The following is a 22,076-nucleotide window of genomic DNA, read 5'->3' on the forward strand; positions in this document are numbered from 1 at the left end:
GCTTTGATTTAACTAAGCTTTATTAAGTAAATAAAGAGAACTGAAATGGGAAAACGAATTCAAAGGTTATTTTTAATACCGTTGCTTTTTATAAGCTCTCTTGGTTATGGGTCGACATATTTCTCGTATGTTGAAGATATTGTTTCTTCAGGTAGTAGCCATACCTATTATTACCAATTTGATTATTGGAGAGCTAGCTCTTCTACGGAACCAAACCCATGTGTTTCTGTTTTAGGCTCTGGAGGTGCTAGGAACTGTTATTTTACGATTAACCATTTACATACAGCGCCAAATATTGGGGGCGCAGGGTCTCGTAAAGACTGGGAGTGTTCCATAAATTTCGCGACTTATCCGACGATGCAATCAATTATTGATGCAGCGCAAAACCAATGTGGTTTGAGTTTTCCTAAAAGAGGGGATAGTCGTCACTCCGGAGCTATTACAGCAGATGAGTGTGTCGGTATCTTTTTAGACACAAACCGCACTAGTAGTTCCGCAAAAATGTTACCTGGTGGAATCTGTGGTATTGCGCCACCACCTGCTGGTAAGTGCTATTTCAATTATGTTCCAAATAACCGAATGGAATTAGATCACGGTACATTGAACACTGGGGATCTGAATGGAAATATGCAGCGTGGATTCTTCTCGATTGTTTGTAACCAAAACATGCGAGTAAAAGTTTCTTCAAACATGGTGCAAGAGTATGTGAATTTACGTCCGAATGGTGAATTGATGTCACGAGTGACATTGAACGGCCAACCTGCTTGGTATGGTACGATTATTAATGCAAGAGCAAATACGAATGAGCTTGTGACAGTAGAATCTGTATTGAAAACGAATGGTACGGTTGCGCCGGGTAACTTTAGTGGTGTGATTACACTGGTAATGACCATTCCATGATGTAAAGCGTTAAAAATTTTGTATTCGTCATTTTCCCATGTTGACGGTTTTGCCTACTTAAACGTAAATGTTGGTAGGCTTTTTTTTAATCTTTTTTATTTATTCTAAAGTGCGCATTTTTAATATAGAAATTATTAAGCTTTATACTTATTCAACATAGCAAGTGAAGGCAGAATAGGCCTCATCCTTCAAAATATAAACATTATCTTCCATTCTAGTAACATTCACATAATATTTTATTTTGTCTTTTTCCAATTGAATGAAATTGGAGAATACTTCATTAGGAGTGCTATCAGAGTTTGTGACTGATGAAGAATTCATCACGATTGAATAATTACCCTTTTTATCTACTGGTGTATAGGAAAAATAAATAGCACGATCTAATCGATAAATGGTTTCTTGGTTTTTTATATAACCATAAAAATTCATTCTTCCATTATGATTGTCTGAAACCTGTAATGACATCTTAGATTTAAGAATAATACCATCCGGTGTACCATTTTCTTTTATCCAAACAATTTCAGAATGACAAAGTTTTATATCATCTTTACCTTTTGCAAAGGTAACATAAGTAATGGGGATAATAACCGCAGCTAGAGTTGCAGTAATAAGATACTTTTTCATTTAAATTCTCTGATCGTTAATAGAAACACAGTCAAACTTATTATTTTTTTCTTTACAAACGCTAATTGCAGCATTTTTATCAAATGAGTAAGAGGCATTGACATCAGAAAGAACAATAATTCGTTTTGGCTCTTCGCAGGAAATATTATATTTATTTAACTTTTTATTAATAAAATCGAGATTGGTTTTTTTTGCCTGTTCATTCATTTTGATGGGTGATTGAAATACGCAATTATCTCGGTTTCCAAACGTTGTATAGCTATTCCGCTCATCATCATTTTGTTTTAATGTGTTGATAAATAAGTAAAATGAGCCTATCAAGATGAATGAAATGATAGAAAATAAAAGCATTCTACCTTTTAGATTACTATTTTTAGTGGCAATAATTTCTGAAGTTGAAATGGTTTTTTTTGTTGAATCATCGGTACTATTACTTATTGAAGCATTAAATTCTACAATTTCATTTTCACCCCCTGAAATAGAGACTTTTGTAAGTTCAGTATTTTGGGGTATTAGCAAACTCTTAGATGGGGTGACAAGTGTTTCTGTTATCCCATAATTATCTGAGGTGATAATTTCACTAGATACAGTTTTTTTGTTGTCATTATCCATTGCAATACTGGATAGATGACTATCAATTCTAAATCCTTTTTTAGGAACCGTAACAATTGTTTTTGGATCAATACCAACCAGCTCAAGTTTTTTCCTTATTTCGCTGATATAGGTGTTTAAATTATTATTTGAGCCAACCAGACCATATTCTTCCCAAACATTTGTAAGAAGTTCATCTCGGGTAGCAATGCCTTTCTTTAAATTCAATAAAAGGATTTCACCAAATAATCGAGCCGCAGGTTTAGATAATTCAATATGTTGATCTGGATCATCTTTTAGAAAAATACGACTTGTCCTGTGCTCAAAAATAAACTTGTTATCGATTGTATAATCATGTTTTTCAATCATAGTTATCGTCTGCTCTCTGAAATTCAAATAATTCAATAGCTAAGCCACCATTAATTAGTGGCTTAATGTAATTTAAGTTAAATTTATTCTGGGGATTTATATATTTTTATTAATTTAATTATGAGTATAGTCTAAATAGGGATTGGAATAACTTCAAGTATTCGGGGATGAGCTTTTTTGCTATAAATTAGCAAAAATATTGATTTGAATATCATATCGGAGCAATAAACTAAATAAAATATTATTGATAGTTTATTATTATAAATATATTCGTTTTCGTTGTTATATCGGTAGATAAAACTAAATTTTGAGGACGCTAAGTAGAGTTATTTATAAGAATTATCCTAAGGGATTTCGCTTAATTCTATTTATAGGTCAAATTAACTGATAAGACAATTTATTTCTCAATTTATAAGGCAAGAAAGTAATATCTTGCCTTATATAATTACGTATTAGTATTTATATTCAATTCCTAGCCAATAGTTGCGACCTTCTTCTATATAGCCATCGGTATATTCATAGGACTTGTCGAACAAGTTGTTGACTGAGCTGTTCACGGATAGCCCATGCCCTAAGTCATAATCCACGCGGAGATCGGTTTTGGCGAAGCCGCGTACCTTATCTTCACTGTCCACATAGTTAAATGCCCAGCTTCTGGCTTCTTCTGTAATCGTAATGCTCATTGGCTCATATGGCGTGAATTTCACCCAAGCAAACGCTTTGTGGGTTGGCAGCTCTGAAACATGGCGTACGCTATAATGTTTCGGATCAGCGTGAATATAGCTGTAGTTCACACCCGCTTCCATCCAATCGGTGATCTGCCCTGTGGTGCCTAAATCCGCGCCGACATAATCCACTTTGCCGCTGTTACGGTTTTGATATTGATCTGTACCATCACTTAAGGTTCCAATGTGGTGAGCCATAATGGCATCAGAAACGTGGTTATAGTAAGTGCTTGCTGTGTAACTCCATACGGGGGTGAAATGCCCTTTATAGGTTAAATCAAAGGTGAGTGCACGCTCTGGGTCTAAGTGTGGATTCACAACAAAAGTATCATTTGGTCTGATAGGCTTATTAGTCGTATAGCGTTCCTTTTGGGTAGGGAAACGTGTTCTATCCGATACAGAAAATTGAACGGTATCTTCATTTTCTAAATGGTAACGCGCCATCATCTCCCAGTTAAAGGCATGCTGGCTGTTAGTATCATAATGCTCTACACCCGTGATGGCATAGGTATCTTTATTATACTTATAGCGTTTACCTTCATTGCCATCGCGCCAGTCATAGCCAATACCGCCGATGATATCGAGCTTGTCAGTTGCCACCCATTGATATTCGGTGGAAACAGACCATGTCTGATCTTTATAACGGTCAAATGGAACCAGCTTGCTACTACGAGAGCGATGAACATCTTCTTTCCAGTGGGCAGCAAAAGAGAGCATATCTAGTTCGCGTACCGTAAAGTCTGCACGTAAGTCTGCACCGTTGCTGTAGTCGTCATAGCGGCTGTAATTCATATTCCAGCTTTTATATTCATCGTAGCTTGTGCTTTTTTTCTTTTTCTTCTTATCGTTATCGGTGTACTGATGAAGCGTATTTTTAAAACTGTCGTGGTATAGGCGGCTCTGTACGGCGATATCTTCAGTGATTTGTGTTGTACCATTAAAGTAGATACTTTCTTTATCATAGGCAGGCCATTGCCAACGTTGTAGACCCTTTTTTAAATCTGGATCAATCTTTGTGGCACTATCTTTAGAACCATCTTGCTTAATATAAGTCACCACATACTCATCGGCTTCGCGTGGCGTCCAGCCCATTTTCAGCATTAAACGCTTATCATCGGTAGCGGAGTTAGTACGGCGCCCGTGAGTCCCTGCATAAGGGTTATTATCGTCAGAGCTAGGTAGGCCCATAAAGCGCTGTTTATATTGGCTACCACTGACTTGAATAAAACCTAAATCATTGCGACCACCAAGGCGGGCGCTAACGTTATGGGCATTATCTGCACCACGCGCAAAGCCTTGGTTCAGGCTGATATTCGCTTCAAATGGTTTTTTCGGGGTGGCGGTGGTTAAGTTGATGGCACCGCCCATTAAGTTTGGGCCTTGTAACAGGGAAGTATACCCAGTCGAAAGCTCGACACTCGCCAGTTCGCTGGTCATAAAGCGCCCAAGATCAAGGGTACCGTCATAAGGAACATAAGTCGGGATACCGTCGAAGAAAACGGGGACTTGGCGGCTGTCAAAGCCACGCACGTTCACTTGAGTTTCGTTACGGTTACCGGATTTTTGAATCGCCACGCCGGGTAGGGTGCTTAGGGCTTGAGCCACGTTGGTTTTATTGAGTTGCTTCATTTGCGACTCAGTGATCACGTTGGCATCAGCGGCGAGTGGGGTGCTCCAGACGGACATCACATCGCGGCTAGCATCAGCTTGTGCCTGATTATTCTCTGGAGAGGTCGTTGCTGCTTGCCCCTGTGCTGCGAATAACGCCATTCCTATCAAATAGGTAATTTGTTTTATTTTCATTATTAATAATTTCCAGTTAGTTTTTCCTGCGATTTATATCGATATATTTATTTTTATATAACGATAGGCGTCGCTTTTGCCATAAAACACCATCCCGCGGTTAGCCGCAGGATAAGGTTTTAAATCTCTATATTTGGGTCGTTAAGATTTAAATATCTGTACTTTGATGTCTCTCGGGTTTGCGTAATAGGGCGCTGAAGTCACCAACAGAGGAATCCCTGTTTGCGCAAAGCTTTCGATGGTTTGCAGGTTAACGCCACCGGCAATGGATAATCGGCAGCGAGATTTTTTATCATTCACCAAGCGTTGTAATTGCTGAATCTGCTCTACGGGAAGTTTATCCAGCTGCACAATATCGGCGTTAGCAGCAATGGCAAGCAGGGCTTGCTGATAGTCATCGGCTTCAACAATGATCTGCTTCTCTGGAGCGGCCGCTCGTAACGTATCGACATGTAGCTGCCAATCATCGGGGTTGGCGAGGCAGTTGCGATGGTTAGTGAATAGCAAGATAGTTTCTGCGCTACCCGTGCGATGGATAATGCCGCCACCGGCGAGGATCGCGGTTAACGCAAGAGGCTTGGTTGCGGGAATGGTTTTTCGCGTGCAAGCGAGCTGCCCATTAGGGTGATATTTTTTTAATATCATGACCATTTGATGGGTGTAGTGACTGACGCCACCGCACCATTCCAAGACATTCTGGACTGCCTTCCATCCTTGATGCAGTGCTTCAACCGAGCCAAACGCGCTAATCAAGCGGCTTTGTGGCTCCACAATATCTCCGTCACGAAATAGGCATTCGCTGCGTATGCCCAGCTTTGTGAGCATACGTTGGGCGATATCCAACCCGCTGACACAGCCGCCAAGCTTAGAGGTAAAGGTCATAGTGCCTTGCTGGGTGTGTAAGCCAAGGGAGCGGCTGGTGAGATCCCCATACTGGATATCGTCGAGCAGCAACTGGTCAATCAAGGCGTCAGGCACGTAGATCATAATGTCAGTTCCGCTTCATCCACCACATCCCATGAGACCATCGCCCAATCGCGGGATGGGAACGGTAGGGTTTTGCCATCTGCGGTTTGTTTTTGGTAGTAAGCACGCAGTTTTTCAATTTCTTCTTCGGTGAGATCTTTGAGAGACCAATTTACGCTATCGATAAACGCATCCACGTTATCGAATCCACCTCGGTTTGGGCTTTTAATAAAGTCGACACGGGCGTGGATCCCCATTTGATGCAGGACATTCACGGCATAGATATAGGTTGGCAAGCTAACCACTTCACGCCCAATTTCGCGGATAATTCTTTCATCAATAAATGTCGGGTTAACGGTGTGGGTGGTATATACGCGCAGGTTAGTTTGGCGGTTGAGCTTTAACATTGCGGCTTTTAAGTCATCCACGAGAGTAGAGCGAGAGGCCACCGAAATATCGGCTTTTGGTAAATCATCCCAGCTATCTTCCCACGCAAGGGTTTTAAATTGCGCATTGGTGACATTCATTTCTTTGGCACGAATATTGGCCATTTCGAGCATACCAGCGCTGTAGTCAATGCCGGTGACAGATTGAAATTGGTTAGCGAGATAAAGGCTAATAGAGCCGGGCCCACATCCCACATCCAGCAAAGTTTTTGCACCCGTAAAATCCATTAATTGGCGAAAGCGAATTAAGTATGGATCGTTCGGATTAGCACAGTTTTGCGCCATTTGGTGGGCTTTTTTATCCCAATGCTCTGGCTCTTTGCGTGTGCGTTGGGCTTGTTGCATATGCTGCTGATACATTGCGGCAAAATCGAGTTGGTGAATAAGCATGATCCCTGACCTTAACAAGTAAAATTGAGTGGAAGCTGAAAATGCGCCGTAATACTCGGTGCATCGATATTATAGAGTTCTGCCAAGTTAGTGAGCGTTAACATACTTTGAGTCGAGCCTTGCCGTGCCTGCTGTTGTTTGTTGAGTAAAATTACATGGTCGGCAATGGCGGCGGCATGTTGGGGATGATGGGTGGACATCAACACCGTGATCCCATGCTGCTTCAGCGTTTCGATATGCTGTAACAGCCGAATTTGGTTGCCAAAATCGAGGCTTGCCGCCGGTTCATCCATAATCAATAATTTGGGCTTTTGGACTAAGGCTCTGGCAATTAAAACCAGCTGCTTTTCTCCCCCACTGAGGGTGCTATACAAGCGCTCTGCAAGGTGTTCAATGCCAAATTGGGCCAATTGCTCCATGGCACTGGCTTTTTCTTTTTCCCCCGGTACGCTGAACGCAGAGAGATAAGGGGTCAGTCCCATCATCACCATATCGACCACCGAAAACGTAAAGGGCGTATCGTGAGCTTGAGGTACGTAAGCAATCACTTTCGCGATATCTCGCTGTTTCAGCTGATTGATGGGTTGCCCTTGTAAGCATATATCCCCATCAATGGCGGGAAGTAACCCTAATAAGGTTTTCATTAAGGTGGTTTTTCCGCACCCATTCGCACCCAGCAAGCAGGTCATCTCACCTTCAGGTAAATGCAGGTTAATGCCTTCAATAATGGCTTGGCGGTGGTAGCCGATCGCCACATTTTCTAGGGTTAAAATACTCATTTAACCCGCCTTGTTTGTAGCAAAATGGCTAAGAAAAAGGGCGCGCCTACAGCGGAGGTTAAGATCCCGAGCGGTAATTCAATGGCAGCAATGGTGCGAGCTAGCGTATCGGTGATTAGCAGTAAAATAGCGCCGATAGCCATTGCCGCAGGAAGTTGATAGCGGAAGTTAGCACCCACTATCATTCGCGTAATATGGGGAACAATTAGCCCTACCCAGCCAATAATGCCGGCTATCGACACAGTGCTGGCGGTGATCAGTGTTGCGCTAACAATCAAAATGGTGCGATTGAGCGTCACATTCACCCCTAAGCTTTTGGCTTCTTCATCGGATAAACTTAGCAAATTCATGCGCCAACGCAGCATTAATAAGGGGATAAAACCCATTATCATGATGGGCAGGACTGACCATAAATCTTGCTGAGTAATGGAAGACAGACCACCGAGTAGCCAGAACGTGATAGAGGGAAGCTGCGTGTAGGGGTCGGCTAATATTTTCATTAATGAGATGGCAGAGCCGCAAATCGCACTGACGGCAACCCCAACCAGCACAAGGGACAGAATCGGGTCGTGCTGGCGTGCCAAACGGGCGATAAAATAGACTACGGCAACGGTGATTAACCCACCCACAAAAGCAAACAGTTGGATGGAAACCAGAGATTGCCCGAGAAATATCCCTAAAACAGCCCCGACGCCCGCCCCTGCGGAAACCCCTAAAATATCGGGGGATACTAGCGGGTTACGGAACATGCCTTGGTAAGCCGCGCCGGCAATCGCCAGCCCGCCACCGATTAAAATGGCGGCTAAGACGCGCGGAAAGCGAATTTGCCAAAATACCGTGTTGCTGCGAGGGTCGTCCACAGGCGCTTGGATAAACAAGCGATAGAGCTCTTCCAAGGTTAGTGAGTATTTACCACTGATTAATGCCATCAGAAAACAGAGTAGCAAAATAGCCATCAATAATAATGGCTTAGTTTTGGTGTTGAGCCAGCTCGCCGTCATGACCTTTCCATTAGCAAGTCGACCTGCTCTTGAGTGAGCGACGAGTGATAGAATAGCTCAAAAAATTGTCTGAGATCGTGCGTGATAGTCTCTTCAACCGCTTTATCAAAGTGGCTTTGTAGGCGTCTCATGCCCAATAAACGGTTGATCCCCGGTGGGCCATCTAACCAACCAAATGGCATACCACTGAAGATGAAAAGATTATTCGATGAGACAGCTTTGAGTCCTGCCCATAATGGCGAGCGAGTGATTAATTCAACTGATTCATCATATTGGGTGATGATAATGTCGGGTTCCCACTGGTACAGCTGCTCCATAGAAACATCGGTCAAACCGTGGAAGCCATCGATGTCCACCACATTGCGAAAACCGAGCATTTCGATAGCTTCAGTATGAATAGAGCCTTTTGTACCGGTTTGTAGTCCTTTTGCACCTCTGGCGAGGTAAAAACTGAGGGGGTTTTGTTGTTGAGTCAGTGCAAATTGTTGAGCATTGCTAAGATAGCGTTCTGCGATCATACTCAGTTTTTCAGCTTGCTGATTAACATTCAATAGACGACCAAGTTGACGCAGCTGTTGCGGAGCATCAATCAGCTTGCCGTCCATCAGCAAATACGGGATACCGGTTTGTTTAGCAACTTTTTCCGCTTGGGAACGGTAGGTTTCATCGATATTGCCAGTATCGAGGATCAAATCAGGATGGTAAGCCAATAATTGTTCAAGGGATAACGTGCTACCTCGTCCCGCAAGACGACCATAAACAGGCAAATTCATCCATTGTGGCGCAAACAGTTCACTATTTCCTTTTTTCAAGTTAATCGAGGCAAAACCCACCATTTTTTCTGGGGCGAGAGCAAGCATCAGCAAGTCTGCGGGCGGGCCCGCCGTGATCACTTTTTGAATGTTACCGTTTGCAGGTAAAGTACCGAATAATGCCTCTGCGACAGGGCTGCGACTAAATGCAGGTAAACTGTAGAATGCCGCAAGGACAGCACAGGATTGGATAAAATGTCTTCTGTTCATTGCCATAATTAATATCGTTATGCTTATATTTATATAGCGCGAAAATTAGCGAAGTCAGGCAATAGAGTCAACAGTAAAAACGAGATAGCACTGAAAAGTCGATGTTTCTGTGATTTAAAGCAATATCAAGGATTGATATCCACTGGCAGATCGCAGAACATAGCGAAATATAACGGCGTATTATAGATAATCTGGGATATATGAAGAATAAAAGACCTTCTTTGCAAGATGTAGCCGACCGAGTCGGTATCACAAAAATGACGGTGAGCCGTTTTCTGCGTAATCCTGAGCAAGTTTCAGAATCCTTGCGCGGGAAGATTGCCAGTGCAGTGGAGGAACTAGGCTATATCCCAAATAAAGCACCTGATATTTTGTCGAATGCCACAAGCCACGCCATCGGCGTTCTATTGCCATCATTAACCAACCAAGTTTTTGCGGAAGTGATCCGCGGTATTGAAGCCGTGACCGACAAACATGGTTATCAAACCATGTTGGCGCACTATGGTTATCGTGCAGAAAAGGAAGAAGAGCGCCTAACTTCGCTGCTTTCTTACAATATCGACGGCGTGATTTTAGCGGAACGTACCCATACCGAGCGCACCCTACGCATGTTAAAAACGGCGGGGATCCCTGTCGTCGAAATTATGGACAGTATTTCGCCTTGTTTTGATGCCGCAGTCGGCATTGATAACTTTGAAGCATCTCGCCAAATGACGCAGGCGATGATCGACCGTGGCTGCCAGAAAGTCGTCTATTTAGGGGCGAGGCAGGATGAGCGGACAATCATCCGCTTGGAAGGTTATGAAAAAGCCATGCTCGATGCCAAACTGACTCCACGTAATTTAATGACTCAAGAGAGCTCCTCTTATTCTCTTGGTGCACAATTACTTCAAGAATGTCGCGTAAAATACCCCGATACCGACGGGCTATTTTGTACCAACGATGACTTAGCCATCGGCGCGATTTTTGAATGCCAGCGTTTAGGGATTAATGTCCCCAACGATTTGGCTATTTCGGGCTTCCACGGCCATGATGTGGGGCAGGTGATGACGCCAAAACTCGCCAGTATCTTAACCCCCCGTGACCTTATGGGGCGCAAGGCGGCAGAAGTGCTGCTGGCAAGGATGCGCGGGGAGAAATTATCGCAGAAAAAATTCGATGTTGGTTTTAAGTTACTAACTGGTGAAAGTATCTAGTAAGGTTGCATCGAGTCAGCAAAAGATTATTGCGATTACCATCACAATTCCGCTGTTTTCTTCACCTATCTAATTGCTAAATAAATATCCACTAGCAATAATGTTACCCGTAACCTGTTACCGGTAACATCCCGCCAGGGCACCGGAATAACAACCTAAATTAAATTTCAAATCTAGAATTAAATAACCTCTTTTCAACACCCGAGGAGTTTCCTATGAGTGATACCCAAAATCAAAACTACACATTTGTCTTAATGGGGGTATCGGGTAGCGGCAAATCCGCAGTGGCGAGTGGCGTTGCTCAGCAGTTACAAGCTGCCTTTTTAGACGGGGACTTTTTGCACCCGAAATCCAATATTATGAAAATGGCATCCGGACATGCACTGAATGATGACGATCGTCGTCCGTGGTTAGAAGCGCTGAATGGTGCCATTTTTGCAATGCAAAGAACCAATCAAGTTTCTCTGGTTGTGTGCTCTGCATTGAAAAAGAGTTATCGCGATATTCTTCGTGAAGATAATAAAAATCTCTATTTTATCTATCTGAAAGGCGATGCAGCAGTCATTGAAGAGCGCTTAAGAGCGCGTCGTGGTCATTTCTTTAAACCAGAAATGTTGAAATCACAGTTCGATACACTGCAAGAACCAGATACCCAAGAAGCTGACGCTTATGCGGTTGATATCCGTCCTGCGCTCAATGAGGTTATCGACAATACCTGTGCAACCATTCGTCAAATCATGACGGGAGATAAAGCATGAACGCACCAGTAGAAACATTAAGTACCTTAACATTGGTACTGACCGCCGTTGGCTCGGTGGTATTATTGCTATTTTTAGTGATGTACGCGCGTTTACACGCTTTTGTGGCGTTAATGATTGTATCGATTGGTGCGGGTCTATTTTCCGGTATGCCAATCCAAGATATCACTGCAACCATGCAAAAAGGGATGGCGGGAACCCTTGGATTCCTTGCTATCGTCGTCGCCTTAGGTGCGATGTTCGGTAAAATCCTGCATGAAACAGGTGCATTGGATCAGGTCGCTCATAAGTTATTAGACCTTTTTGGTGAAAAACGCGCGCACTATGCGGTGGGGATCGCCGGTTTAATCTGCGCACTGCCATTGTTCTTTGACGTGGCTATCGTGCTATTAATCGGCGTGGTATTTGCCGTCGCTAACCGTACAGGCCACAACGTGGTTCGCTTAGCTATCCCTCTGTTTGCGGGTGTGGCAGCAGCGGCAGCCTTCCTGTTACCGGGGCCAACACCCATGCTGGTGGCGTCACAAATGGGTGCAGATTATGGCTGGATGATCTTAATTGGTCTGTGTGCGGCTATCCCTAGCATGATTTTAGCGGGCCCACTGTTTGGTAGCTTTATCAGCAAGTTTGTTAGCATTGAAATTCCTGCCGACTACCAAGCACCACAAACATCAAATGGCAAAATGCCAAGCTTTGGTTTCAGTTTAAGCCTTGTGTTGTTCCCACTATTACTGGTCGGTTTAAAAACCATCGGAACTCACTTTGTGGAAAAAGGCTCAAATTTAGAAAATTGGTTAGAATTTATTGGCCATCCATTTACTGCATTATTACTGGCATGTTTGCTGGCAATCTACGGCTTAGGCTTCCGTTACGGTATGGACAAAGAGCGCGTGATGGCGGTCTGTTCTGCAGCAATTCAACCTGCGGGTATCATCCTATTAGTGACCGGTGCGGGTGGCGTGTTCAAACAAGTGCTGGTGGATTCTGGTGTGGGTCCTGCATTAGGTGACTCACTGATTGGTGCAGGTTTACCGATTGCTGTTGCGTGTTTCGTTTTAGCGGGTGCGGTACGTGTTATCCAAGGCTCTGCAACTGTTGCTTGTTTAACGACTGTTGGTTTAGTCCTGCCTGTTATCGGTGAGCTAGGTTACTCTGGTGCTCAATTGGCGGCATTAGCGATTTGTATCTCTGGTGGTTCATTAATTCTGAGCCATGTGAATGACTCTGGTTTCTGGTTATTCGGTAAATTTACTGGCGCAACTGAAGCTCAAACCTTAAAAACGTGGACTATCATGGAAACGATTTTAGGCACCACGGGTGCGATTGTTGGGATGATTTTCTTTACGTTCCTGTAAAACTGATTTCTCTCTATCTCTTCTGTAAAAAAACAAAAGTCAGCTTACTTAGGTAGGCTGACTTTTTTGTATGTGAAGATAACGAAATAGGTTTATTTCAACATCTGATTAAACTGGCTATACAGTGCCTGTGCGCTTTTCTTATAACCATCCGCAGAGAAATGCACATTATCAGGACGGGCTAAACCTTGTGATGCCCATGCGCGGATAGAACAAGGCCCGCCCATGTTAGCTTGCCAATCCCAAAACAGCGTATGTTCCTGAGCTGCAATGTTTTTCTGAATGCGGATCACATCCATCAAATTCACCGGCATCTGTGCGCTACAACCCGCAGCATTACTGAATTTAATTGAGTCGCTCGGACCCACTAACATAATCACCGCATTAGGCGACTGCTGGCGGATCTGGCGAATTTTATCCCGTAGGTTTTGCTCGTAAGCCGCCAAATTCAGGGTGTCATTAAACGCTTCGTTGGTACCGAAGGCTAAAATCACCATATCTGGCGACATTTGTGCCAGCGTGGCGCTCCACTGCGGTTGCCACTTATCCAGCATGTTGATGGTCGCGCCGTTCAAACCGATGGCGGATAACATCACGCCGGGTTTATTCGAACGGACTAACCATCCACCCACTTTGAGGTTACTTGCCGCACCAACTGACACGGTTGATGGCAATTGAGTACTCACTGGTGCAGAAAATTGCCAGCTATTTCCTGTGGCAGGTAAGGCAACCGTCGAAGACGAGGATGGCGAAACCTGCATCTGGGCACCATTTGAGCTTTGGTACAGTGCTTGTAAGCGATAACTATTTTGGACAGGCTGCAGCGGTTTTAATAACACATTGCTCTTGCTGCCTTGTGGCTCCGCTATCAAACCACCTAACGGGTAGTCAAAACGCTCGTCTTTACGGCTACTGGAAAGTGACCAATCCGACTTATCACTGACGCGATTAATGGTGGCGGTGCGTTGACCCGGTACCGAAATTGGCGGTACAAAACCAGGGCCTGCATCTCCATAGCGTTGTTGGAACAATGCTCTTAATTCACCCGTGAAAAAATCGGCAGCCGTGTGTGAATCCCCTATCTGGACGATATGGACTTGTTGGCCACCTTGGCGCAGCTTAGATGCCAATTGGCTTAAATTGGGTTCACCGTTATTGACTAACTGCCCTTGCTCTGTAGGCGCTTGCCACTGAGTTTGCGACGTTTTGCCGCGTTTAGTATCAGGGGTTTGACAAGAGACTAAGCCTAATGACAGCAGGGTAATAACACTAGCTGTGAGTAGCTTGCTCTTGACCTGATTCTGGTTGTTCAGTTTCATGAGGTTCCTTGTTTTCCTCTTCGAAATGGATCAGTGAAAATACGCTTTCGGCAATCATTTGCTGCCCTTTACCACTGAAATGGATCCCATCACCACTGCGCAATTTTATAGCATTGCTACCATCCCCAATATAGTCGGAATAGTCGTCATTTTTATATTTAAAGACGTCATTGGCAGAAATGTACATTTCGCCATATTTTGCAACTTCGGTTTGGTAGAGACCGCGTAGGAACTTCATTCCATCGGAAAGGGTGTTTTTACGCATATTCGGTGGACCCACCCAAATCACATCGACATGATGTTGGCGTGCGGTGGAGAGAATTTCACTGATACGCGAGCGATAGGTTTGTTCCCACTCTTCACTCTTGAATTTCACATACTTATAGCCCGATTGTGGTGGCATATCCCACGGGTCATTAGGCCCTAAAAATACCACTAAGACTTTAATGTTCGGGTTATCGTTTAATGCTTTGGCAATGGTATCTGGCCAGTTAAAGAATTTAGGGTACGCAAGACCCGTACTCTGCTTACTTAAGTTAATACTCTCAATATTATACTTTTTCAACAGCATGTTTTTAACATGGGGAGCGACACCCTGCATCATGGAGTCCCCTGCAAACAATACCTGATCCCCCGCAGCAATATTGGCTATCTGTTTTTGAACAACAGGTCCTTCAGGTTGCGCAATAGTCACGCCAGCAAAAGTTCGTCCCGGAATTTTAGCGCGGGCTTGAGGGCGTTTTAATAACTCAGGGAACGTGACCGATAAGCTCTCTGCAGGATGAATATAACCATTAACAAAGTGTAGCCCGACACGGAAATCTTGCGGGAAAACTAACGTTTTGTGGTTAGCGGCCATTTGGGCGGCAAGTTTATCTTCGGCAGCCTTTTGCCCAGACGCGTGATAGGCAAAAGTTGCCCCCGCTTCTTGGACACCATCATGTAACGCGCTCCCGTAATCCCAGACAGGGTTTCCGCTGATTTTCGCCCATGGGGTATCTTGGTGATACTTTTGCTGCCAGAATCGCTCTAAGGAGCTTTGGTTTAACCAAATCAGTAGCAAGCCCGTGATGATGACAATCAGCACCACTTGTCCGGTTTTTTTCAGGTTATTTTTAAACTCAGAAGTTAGCATAGATAAATCCTGGCATTCCCGAAGGTGAAAGCATAAACATAATCGTCAATACGATGGCTAATGGGATTGGGTAATAGTACCAAGCGATATCTTGATATTTCTTGGCTACATACTGATAGCCTTGAACAAAATAAGGGTAGGCGAGGAACAGTAACCAGAATGCAATCAGCAATCCGAGGTTCGCGCTAATTGAGGCGATAAATCCAGGTTCAACAAATTGATTGAGCATCACCAGCGCATCATCAAACGATGGGCTACGGAAGAAAATCCATGCAAAGCAGACAAAATGGAAAGTCAGAATTCGTGCAAGTAATTTTGAAACGTGGGCGTTGGGAATTAAGTGGGTTCTCCCCAGTTTTTTCATTAGCTCAGTTTTAATATTAAAAATTACCGTTCCTAAGCCATGGATCGCACCCCAAATAACAAACGTCATTGCTGCGCCATGCCACAAACCTGAAATTAACATTGCAGTTAATACGTTGATATTTTTGCGCACAAAGCCTTTGCGGCTGCCGCCCAATGGAATATAGATATAGTCCATGATGAAGGTCGATAAACTGATATGCCAACGTTTCCAGAAATCTTGCAAGTTGGTGGCTAAGTATGGGGCATTAAAGTTAAGTGGCACTCTAAAACCTAATAGCAATGCAATCCCCGTGACTAAGTTGGTATAACCGGAGAAGTTAAAATAGATATTCCACGCGTAAGCGTAGGTGGCAATTAATATTTCCCCTGCACTAAAGCCTGCGGGAGCATCAAATACCGGATTAACGTAGTTTTCAGCAAGGTAAGAGCTGAATAGAAACAGTTTTACCAGTGCTAAGCTAATTAACAAAATGGCGCGGCGAGAGTCGAGAATAACGCGGCTTTCCGCTTGAATTTGCGGTAAAAAGTTTTTCGCACGGTTAATTGGACCCGCCACGATACTTGGGAAAAAAGCCAAATATAATACGACGTCAAAAAAGTCGGCTTTTTCAATTTCTTTGCGACATACCGAAACGGTATAGCTGACGGAGTGGAAGGCGTAGAAAGAGAGCCCCAATGGTGCCAGCAGTTCCAGAACAGGCAGTCCAACGCTAAATCCAAACTTATCGAGGGTTTGCTGAATAGTTTCTTGGAAGAAAGAATAATATTTAAATGCGGTAAAGCAGCCAATGATCCCGACAGCTAATAATGAATATATCCATCGGTTAGATAACCAAACCGTTGCCCAGTTGGTGAGCAAATAGATAAATAACGTGTAGCCAAACAGAATATAGGCAAAGTCAGGGCTAAATGAGTAGACAAAGAAATAACTTGCTGTGATGAGCAACCCATTCTGCAATTTAGAGCTGGGTTGGCAGCCCCAATAAATAAGAAAAAAAACTAAAAAAGAGCCAAGAAACTCAAATGAGAAGAAATTCATATTAGACTCAGGTGTTATTTGTTATGGAGCGTTATAATATTTATTCTTTTTCCCTATGCAATCAGAATTTCGTCATATTTCAATTTACTCGTCATACTTCGAATTTTAGGGGTGTTGGCTGCGCTCAGCTACCCTAGTCACATACTTATGTATGCTCCTAGGGATATCTTCTCTTGCCGCCTACCTAAAACCCGAATTATTTAGAGTAAATAGGGGATAAGGAAAATAAGTTATGTAAGATTCAAAGTTCAAAGTTCAAAGTTCAAAGTTCAAAGTTCAAAGTTCAAGATTCAAGATTCAAAGTCTAAGAAGTATAGCTGGGGCGGGGTGGGTTGTCATATTTCGAGTGGATGGGAAAATATGCAAAAAAAAATCCACTTTCGAAAAAGTGGATTTTTATACTGTGTACCTGGTGTGTAGATACTAAAATTAGCTGCGAGTCGCTGCTCTTTTTTGAGCTTGTGTAATCAATTCTTCGTTGCTCGCGTACATCTCTTTCAAATAGCGGTTATATGATGAACCTAACTCTGAGTACCCTTTCATATCGTTAATCAGCTTGACGGAGTCTAACTCATCTTGTGATTGACGCTGTTTAGCACGCGAGTGACGTAAAGACTCATACGCGTTATGGGTATTCATGTTCTTCATATAGGCAGTCACTGTTGCTTCAACAGAAGCGTAAGCTGAGTAGCCTTTGATCTTTCCTTTGCTAACTTGGCAACCGCTACCACAGCGCATACCAAATAAATTTCCGTTTTGTAGAGCAAGCTGAGAAGTACCCCAACCAGACTCTGTAGCCGCTTGTGTCGCAACTAAATGTGTTGGCATGATGTCTACACGACTTAACAGCTTATCCCAATTAATACGTTTTGGGTTGCTGCAACTGATGCCATAACTATCGCAGATCTGGGTTAGGCGACGTAGCTCTTGGGCGCTCCATTTGGTGTTCGTGCGCACGGAAAGCAGCCAGTTACGCTCTTCCATAATCTGTTGATTGACTTTTTCAATCACCGGGACAATCGTTTTCAAAAACGCTTTCTTACGTGGAGTACCAGACGGGTATTTACGCATATCAGGCAGTGGTGTTTCTGCTTGATTTGAGTTTTGTGCCGACTTCAGTGTGAAGTCTTTTTTAAGCATCGTACTGGTACTGGTGGAGCCAAAACTGAGGCCCGAAAACAAAAGTAAAAATAAGAAAGCGAAGACGGCGTTTGTCCTCATCGTTCGAGAGGGCATTTGCTTCTCCTATGTTTCTCTGAACAAAAATCGAGCGAATGGTAGCAGAATAATTTTTCACGAGCTACCTTTATCCGACTCACATTAACTAAATTTCTGTATTAGTATGTCATTAAGTGTTGATTTATTTTAACTTAATGATTTTAGATTATATATAATTGCATTATTTATATTTTCAATGCTGTATTTATCAATTTTTGTTTTTGATTTCATTCTGTAATCATCTGATTTAAGCTAAATTTGATTGGTTTTCAAACAATTGACAGGTGTATTGTAGGGGTATTATGTTTAAAAAATAACCAATCAGCAGTCTAAATTTTAAACAAAATGGGGTGTTTCGCATTTTATGAGTGGTATTGGTTGTTAAAAATACAGAATCTAAATCGACTTTCAATGCGTGAAAAGGTCAAAAAAAAGACCGTTTTTTGACCTTTTGTTTCAGCTAAATATTACTATTGATCGACGACCTTTTTAGTCGTTGAATGGCACAGTTTGCTGTTTCTGATCTTCAATTTTTGCATTCTCAGCGAGCCGTTTGAAATCATCAACTGTCCAATATGTTTCTGGAATAGGAAGTTGTGCCATATGATCGGTGGGGACTAAGCGAAACTGTGCGAGAGAGGATAACGTAAATCCTGCATATTCCGACGGCAAACTGAGTTTTAGCCCTAAAGTTGCTACAGCCTGAGTAGGTAAAAATGGATAGCGGTTATCGGTGGTATCATAATCGCGCGTGAGCACTAAAAATTTATCTGGAACACGCTTCGAACTATTCCACCAAAGCCCATCAATTTTGTTAAATGCATGGCGAGTTAAGGGTTTTTCTTGAGCCCCAAGTTGATGTAATGCAATAGGAAGCAGTGCTTCGAGCGATTGCGAGAATATCGCAAGTGACTCAGCACGACCTTGTAAAATCAGCGAGCTCGCCAGCCTTGCACCCACTAAGTTGGAATATAAGTCTTCGGGAGAGAAGGCGGATATCCCCTCAGAAAAACCGGGAACCGATTGATAACCATACCATTGTGCAATTTCATGCCAAGCGGCTAACTGAAACGCGAGTTTGGCCGCTAGATAGGTACTTAACGTGTAGCGCTCTGCGGGGGAGACTGGTGGTGTAAAGGCGGAAAAATGGATTTGTCTGCTCGCGAGTTCATCGCTGAGAGTTAATGTCCACTCTTCACCCAGCTTTGGGTAAATCTGGCTAAAGAGATATAACGTATAGTCGGCGGTATCTCGAACATGGGCAATATCAATAAACCCACCATCTATGGTATAGATAAGCCCCACTTTTTCGTTACTGATCCCCATTAGACCTGCGGTGGCGGCCAAGTAACTATCATTATAATGGTGCTCACCGAGATTATCGGCTTCCACAATGTTGTCGATGGTATAAAAAGGAACGGGGATACCTGCCACTTCGGCTTGCAGGTCATAGCCAAAAGCGCAGCAGGCTCGAAGTCCTTGAGGGGCTTTGAGATCTTGTAGAATAGGCCACGCTTGGGATGCTTCCTCGTTAGAAGTCGTATCTAGATTAAGATTCGCTGCAGGTAGGTTCAGTTCTTCGCGAGTTTGGCAGGCGACGAGCATAAATAAAAAACATGAAGTTATTAGCAGCTTAAACATTAGAAAGACTCACCAACTTGGAAATAGACCCCCGTACTGTTGCGACCAACACCAAAATCCAGTCTCACATTCATCCGAGGCTTAAATTCAAAACGATAACCCACTCCGGCACTTGGTAGCCAGTGTCCAGCACCTAACTCTGAGGGAGAGTCGCTCATGGTTCCTGTGCCTAACCAGCCAACAACCCCGTGCCGCCAGTCTAATTTATGGCGCAACTCGATTTGACTCGTAAAAATATTGTTGTCCCGATAGCGCCCTTCATAGTAACCCCGCATGCGGTTACTGTTACCTAATAAAGAAAGCTGGTTCCATGGCACATCTCCCGTGGTAAAACGGGCATAGTTATCAACGGCTACGACAGTTTTTTCTGTGAGCTCATGGTAATAGGCATATTGCAACTGGGTCGCTTGAAAACGGGTATCACTACCGAAGTTTGGTGAAAAATAAGTATAGATGACCTCGAGTGTTTGCCCATGGTGTGCGTTGGGTAAAAAGTCTCGGGTGTCATAGCTATAATAGGCGCTGATGCCTGAGCTAATAACCGAACGACCGCCAACTGACTGCGAGAAGTAAGCTTTTGCGCCTTCATCGGGGTCGCTGGCATTGATCGACGAAAAATTCCATCCCAGTCCCACATAGGTGGCATCGGTTAGCTTGTATAAAGCCCTTGGGGTGATTTTGAACTCTTGAGAATGATATTTTTCTTTATTACTCTCTTTTTTACCCGCTGCGTATCCTTTGCCCCAATAATACGTCGGAACATTATTAATGGTGCCGGAGACAAACAGTCGCCATTGGTCACTATCTACAAAGTTGTAGTTAGTGAAGTTGAGTCCAAAAGCACCTGTGGATGATGCAAAACCACTTAACCCAATCGAAGAGGGCTGAGTTTTAGTGTCTTGTTTGTCGAGACGATACAAGCCCACTAAAGCGGTTCCGACACCTAATCCCATTTCAGGGGTATAAAAAGGCCCCGGTAAAACGCCCCAGTCGATAGTTTTGGATTCATCAAAGCTGTTTTCGCCCCCAAGTTCGCTGAGCCAACCATCAATTTTTTCCCGTTCAGGAAGGATTTGTGCTTGCGAGGAGAAGGCAAAGATAAGGCTGAGGAGTGTCAGCCTACGCAGGTATTTCTGTTGTAACATTAAAAACGGAACTCGCCTGAAATAAAGAAGCTGTTACGGTTATTAAAACCAATTTCGGTAAGGACGTTAAAGTTACGAGTTAACTCAACGCGAGCACCGACGGTATTGTTCCATTTATGGGCAAGGTGTTGTTCAACATCGAATTTTGCACCAGAGAGTTGATCTTTCACTAATGGATTATTAAACATTTTGGCAAGTTCTGGTGGTAAATCTAGTTTACTTATATCACCTTTAAAACGTTGAGTGATATCTTGATACATTGCTCCTGTCCAAACTTGGACTTTAGTATTGCCTTGACCTGCAAATAATGGTTCAAAAACAAATTCATATCCAATACGCGGGGTAATGACTAATGCTTTAATATCCCCATCAATAATGTCTAAGTTGGTTTGTGTATAGTTAAGATCCAAGGTTGAGAAAAATTGGTTATAAGCCCCGGCGAAGGTCACCCCTCCACCGTAGGATTTTCCGTCATATTTGAGTTCAAAAGGAATATCGCTGCCAACATGTATCTTCCTGTATTTACCCAATATTTTTACATTAGCATCAATATTGGTTAGATTCGTATTGGAGTTGCCCTTGGTTTTTCCGTATACCCCATAGACGTTCATAAAGGGGAAGACCCACGCATCTAATTTCAACATTTGGGATTCACTTTTACTGCGAGTATGTCCCGTTTGAATATCTAAGTCTCGATTGAGATCAAACTGAGCAAATTTGCCAATCTCGATAAGTGAATCTGATTTAAATCCAATCTTATCCACTACAACATCCTGACGCAGATTCATATAGCCATAACTGACCCCAAAAGGCTGCGGTAAGTCATAGCCCTGAGCGCGTGCTTCATCTCCCCAAAAAGGTAAAATACGGGATTCAGTCGTCGATGAACGAGTCACTCCGCCTTCGTTATTCGCTTTAGGAACGCCAGATTCGCTCATGCTTAATGAAAATAGTGGTGTATCACTATCGGCAAAGCTGGCGGGGGCAACCAGACAAGAGGAAAGTAGCAGCGCTGCGCTATATTGAATGCGTGTCATAATGGACTCAATGATTAGTAGAATAGAATGAAGGAAATAATAAATTATCTTAATTTAATTGGCTTACAATTATCGATGGAAGCTTAGCATATATTGTAATTGATAATATGGCTCATGGTGCTATTTTAATGATATTTCGCTACCAATGAATGCGTATTATTATCAATATGATGGATGTGATTAAAATATTAGGAAGATGCTATTGAAGTGCTAAAGAGAGTGCTGAAACTCTGGGTATTTCAGCACACATT

Annotated in this window: 13 protein-coding genes and 6 pseudogenes; 4 read left to right on the forward strand and 15 right to left on the reverse strand. The window is 43.2% G+C overall.

Features of this window, described 5'->3' with window-relative positions:
* The first annotated feature begins 45 nt into the window (after window positions 1-45).
* Window positions 46-1,008: pseudogene (locus GKR74_RS18285) on the forward strand (MrpH family fimbial adhesin).
* A gap of 39 nt (window positions 1,009-1,047) precedes the next feature.
* Here the strand turns inward: GKR74_RS18285 and GKR74_RS00165 are convergent.
* From GKR74_RS00165 to GKR74_RS00200, 8 genes and pseudogenes are all read right to left on the reverse strand, one after another.
* A complete protein-coding gene (locus GKR74_RS00165) occupies window positions 1,048-1,524 on the reverse strand; it encodes a FidL-like protein (protein WP_154602010.1) in 477 nt (158 codons plus the stop codon).
* Complete coding sequence (locus GKR74_RS00170; protein ID WP_154602011.1) at window positions 1,525-2,484, reverse strand: winged helix-turn-helix domain-containing protein; 960 nt, start codon at window positions 2,482-2,484, stop codon at window positions 1,525-1,527.
* Window positions 2,485-2,936: 452 nt separating this feature from the next.
* Window positions 2,937-5,012: a TonB-dependent receptor plug domain-containing protein gene (locus tag GKR74_RS00175; RefSeq protein ID WP_154602012.1), complete on the reverse strand. Its 2,076-nt coding sequence runs from the start codon at window positions 5,010-5,012 to the stop codon at window positions 2,937-2,939.
* A gap of 141 nt (window positions 5,013-5,153) precedes the next feature.
* Window positions 5,154-5,999, reverse strand: a complete 846-nt coding sequence (modD, locus tag GKR74_RS00180; protein ID WP_154602013.1) for a ModD protein — start codon at window positions 5,997-5,999, stop codon at window positions 5,154-5,156.
* Window positions 5,999-6,814: pseudogene (locus GKR74_RS00185) on the reverse strand (class I SAM-dependent methyltransferase); the annotation flags it as partial. The pseudogene GKR74_RS00185 and the gene modD, both read right to left, overlap by 1 nt.
* Window positions 6,815-6,825: 11 nt before the next feature.
* The gene (locus GKR74_RS00190; RefSeq protein WP_154602015.1) at window positions 6,826-7,593 is read right to left on the reverse strand and encodes an ABC transporter ATP-binding protein; all 768 of its coding nucleotides are present in this window, start codon (window positions 7,591-7,593) and stop codon (window positions 6,826-6,828) included.
* Window positions 7,581-8,594: pseudogene (locus GKR74_RS00195) on the reverse strand (FecCD family ABC transporter permease). The gene GKR74_RS00190 and the pseudogene GKR74_RS00195 overlap by 13 nt, the downstream one beginning before the upstream one ends.
* Window positions 8,594-9,622, reverse strand: a pseudogene (locus GKR74_RS00200) (ABC transporter substrate-binding protein); the annotation flags it as partial. The pseudogenes GKR74_RS00200 and GKR74_RS00195, both read right to left, overlap by 1 nt.
* A 194-nt stretch (window positions 9,623-9,816) precedes the next feature.
* Here GKR74_RS00200 and gntR point away from each other — a divergent pair.
* The 3 genes and pseudogenes from gntR to gntU all read left to right on the forward strand — a co-directional run bounded on the left by gntR (window position 9,817) and on the right by gntU (window position 12,925).
* A complete protein-coding gene (gene gntR / locus GKR74_RS00205) occupies window positions 9,817-10,812 on the forward strand; it encodes a gluconate operon transcriptional repressor GntR (protein WP_154602018.1) in 996 nt (331 codons plus the stop codon).
* A 215-nt stretch (window positions 10,813-11,027) separates the two neighbouring features.
* Window positions 11,028-11,582, forward strand: a pseudogene (gntK, locus tag GKR74_RS00210) (gluconokinase).
* Window positions 11,567-12,925, forward strand: coding sequence for a gluconate transporter (gntU, locus tag GKR74_RS00215; protein WP_154602019.1), 1,359 nt, complete (start codon window positions 11,567-11,569; stop codon window positions 12,923-12,925). The pseudogene gntK and the gene gntU overlap by 16 nt, the downstream one beginning before the upstream one ends.
* 92 nt (window positions 12,926-13,017) lie before the next feature.
* Here gntU and GKR74_RS00220 read toward each other — a convergent pair whose 3' ends face one another.
* The 7 genes and pseudogenes from GKR74_RS00220 to GKR74_RS00250 all read right to left on the reverse strand — a co-directional run bounded on the left by GKR74_RS00220 (window position 13,018) and on the right by GKR74_RS00250 (window position 21,825).
* Entirely contained in the window at window positions 13,018-14,244 is a 1,227-nt protein-coding gene (locus GKR74_RS00220; protein ID WP_154602020.1) for an SGNH/GDSL hydrolase family protein, read from the reverse strand.
* A complete protein-coding gene (locus GKR74_RS00225; protein ID WP_154602021.1) occupies window positions 14,195-15,379 on the reverse strand; it encodes an SGNH/GDSL hydrolase family protein in 1,185 nt (394 codons plus the stop codon). Before GKR74_RS00225 ends, GKR74_RS00220 begins: the two co-directional genes overlap by 50 nt.
* Window positions 15,360-16,784: pseudogene (locus GKR74_RS00230) on the reverse strand (MBOAT family O-acyltransferase). The gene GKR74_RS00225 and the pseudogene GKR74_RS00230 overlap by 20 nt, the downstream one beginning before the upstream one ends.
* Window positions 16,785-17,213: 429 nt before the next feature.
* The gene (locus GKR74_RS00235; RefSeq protein ID WP_154602023.1) at window positions 17,214-18,020 is read right to left on the reverse strand and encodes a protein bax; all 807 of its coding nucleotides are present in this window, start codon (window positions 18,018-18,020) and stop codon (window positions 17,214-17,216) included.
* A gap of 471 nt (window positions 18,021-18,491) precedes the next feature.
* Window positions 18,492-19,643 (reverse strand): DUF4056 domain-containing protein, encoded by a 1,152-nt coding sequence (locus GKR74_RS00240; RefSeq protein ID WP_154602024.1) that lies wholly within the window; start codon window positions 19,641-19,643, stop codon window positions 18,492-18,494.
* Window positions 19,643-20,788, reverse strand: coding sequence for a BamA/TamA family outer membrane protein (locus GKR74_RS00245; RefSeq protein ID WP_154602025.1), 1,146 nt, complete (start codon window positions 20,786-20,788; stop codon window positions 19,643-19,645). Before GKR74_RS00245 ends, GKR74_RS00240 begins: the two co-directional genes overlap by 1 nt.
* Entirely contained in the window at window positions 20,788-21,825 is a 1,038-nt protein-coding gene (locus GKR74_RS00250) for a hypothetical protein (protein WP_154602026.1), read from the reverse strand. The genes GKR74_RS00245 and GKR74_RS00250 overlap by 1 nt, the downstream gene beginning before the upstream one ends.
* Window positions 21,826-22,076 lie beyond the last annotated feature (251 nt).

Source organism: Providencia sp. wls1914, assembly GCF_009706645.1.
Taxonomy (GTDB): Bacteria; Pseudomonadota; Gammaproteobacteria; order Enterobacterales; family Enterobacteriaceae; genus Providencia; species Providencia zhijiangensis.

Bases quoted from the DNA above. Each gene is read 5' to 3' on its own strand.
- GKR74_RS00165 (WP_154602010.1), bottom strand. From the start codon at position 1,524: ATGAAAAAGTATCTTATTACTGCAACTCTAGCTGCGGTTATTATCCCC.
- GKR74_RS00170 (WP_154602011.1), bottom strand. From the start codon at position 2,484: ATGATTGAAAAACATGATTATACAATCGATAACAAGTTTATTTTTGAG.
- GKR74_RS00175 (WP_154602012.1), bottom strand. From the start codon at position 5,012: ATGAAAATAAAACAAATTACCTATTTGATAGGAATGGCGTTATTCGCA.
- modD (WP_154602013.1), bottom strand. From the start codon at position 5,999: ATGATCTACGTGCCTGACGCCTTGATTGACCAGTTGCTGCTCGACGAT.
- GKR74_RS00190 (WP_154602015.1), bottom strand. From the start codon at position 7,593: ATGAGTATTTTAACCCTAGAAAATGTGGCGATCGGCTACCACCGCCAA.
- gntR (WP_154602018.1), top strand. From the start codon at position 9,817: ATGAAGAATAAAAGACCTTCTTTGCAAGATGTAGCCGACCGAGTCGGT.
- gntU (WP_154602019.1), top strand. From the start codon at position 11,567: ATGAACGCACCAGTAGAAACATTAAGTACCTTAACATTGGTACTGACC.
- GKR74_RS00220 (WP_154602020.1), bottom strand. From the start codon at position 14,244: ATGAAACTGAACAACCAGAATCAGGTCAAGAGCAAGCTACTCACAGCT.
- GKR74_RS00225 (WP_154602021.1), bottom strand. From the start codon at position 15,379: ATGCTAACTTCTGAGTTTAAAAATAACCTGAAAAAAACCGGACAAGTG.
- GKR74_RS00235 (WP_154602023.1), bottom strand. From the start codon at position 18,020: ATGCCCTCTCGAACGATGAGGACAAACGCCGTCTTCGCTTTCTTATTT.
- GKR74_RS00240 (WP_154602024.1), bottom strand. From the start codon at position 19,643: ATGTTTAAGCTGCTAATAACTTCATGTTTTTTATTTATGCTCGTCGCC.
- GKR74_RS00245 (WP_154602025.1), bottom strand. From the start codon at position 20,788: ATGTTACAACAGAAATACCTGCGTAGGCTGACACTCCTCAGCCTTATC.
- GKR74_RS00250 (WP_154602026.1), bottom strand. From the start codon at position 21,825: ATGACACGCATTCAATATAGCGCAGCGCTGCTACTTTCCTCTTGTCTG.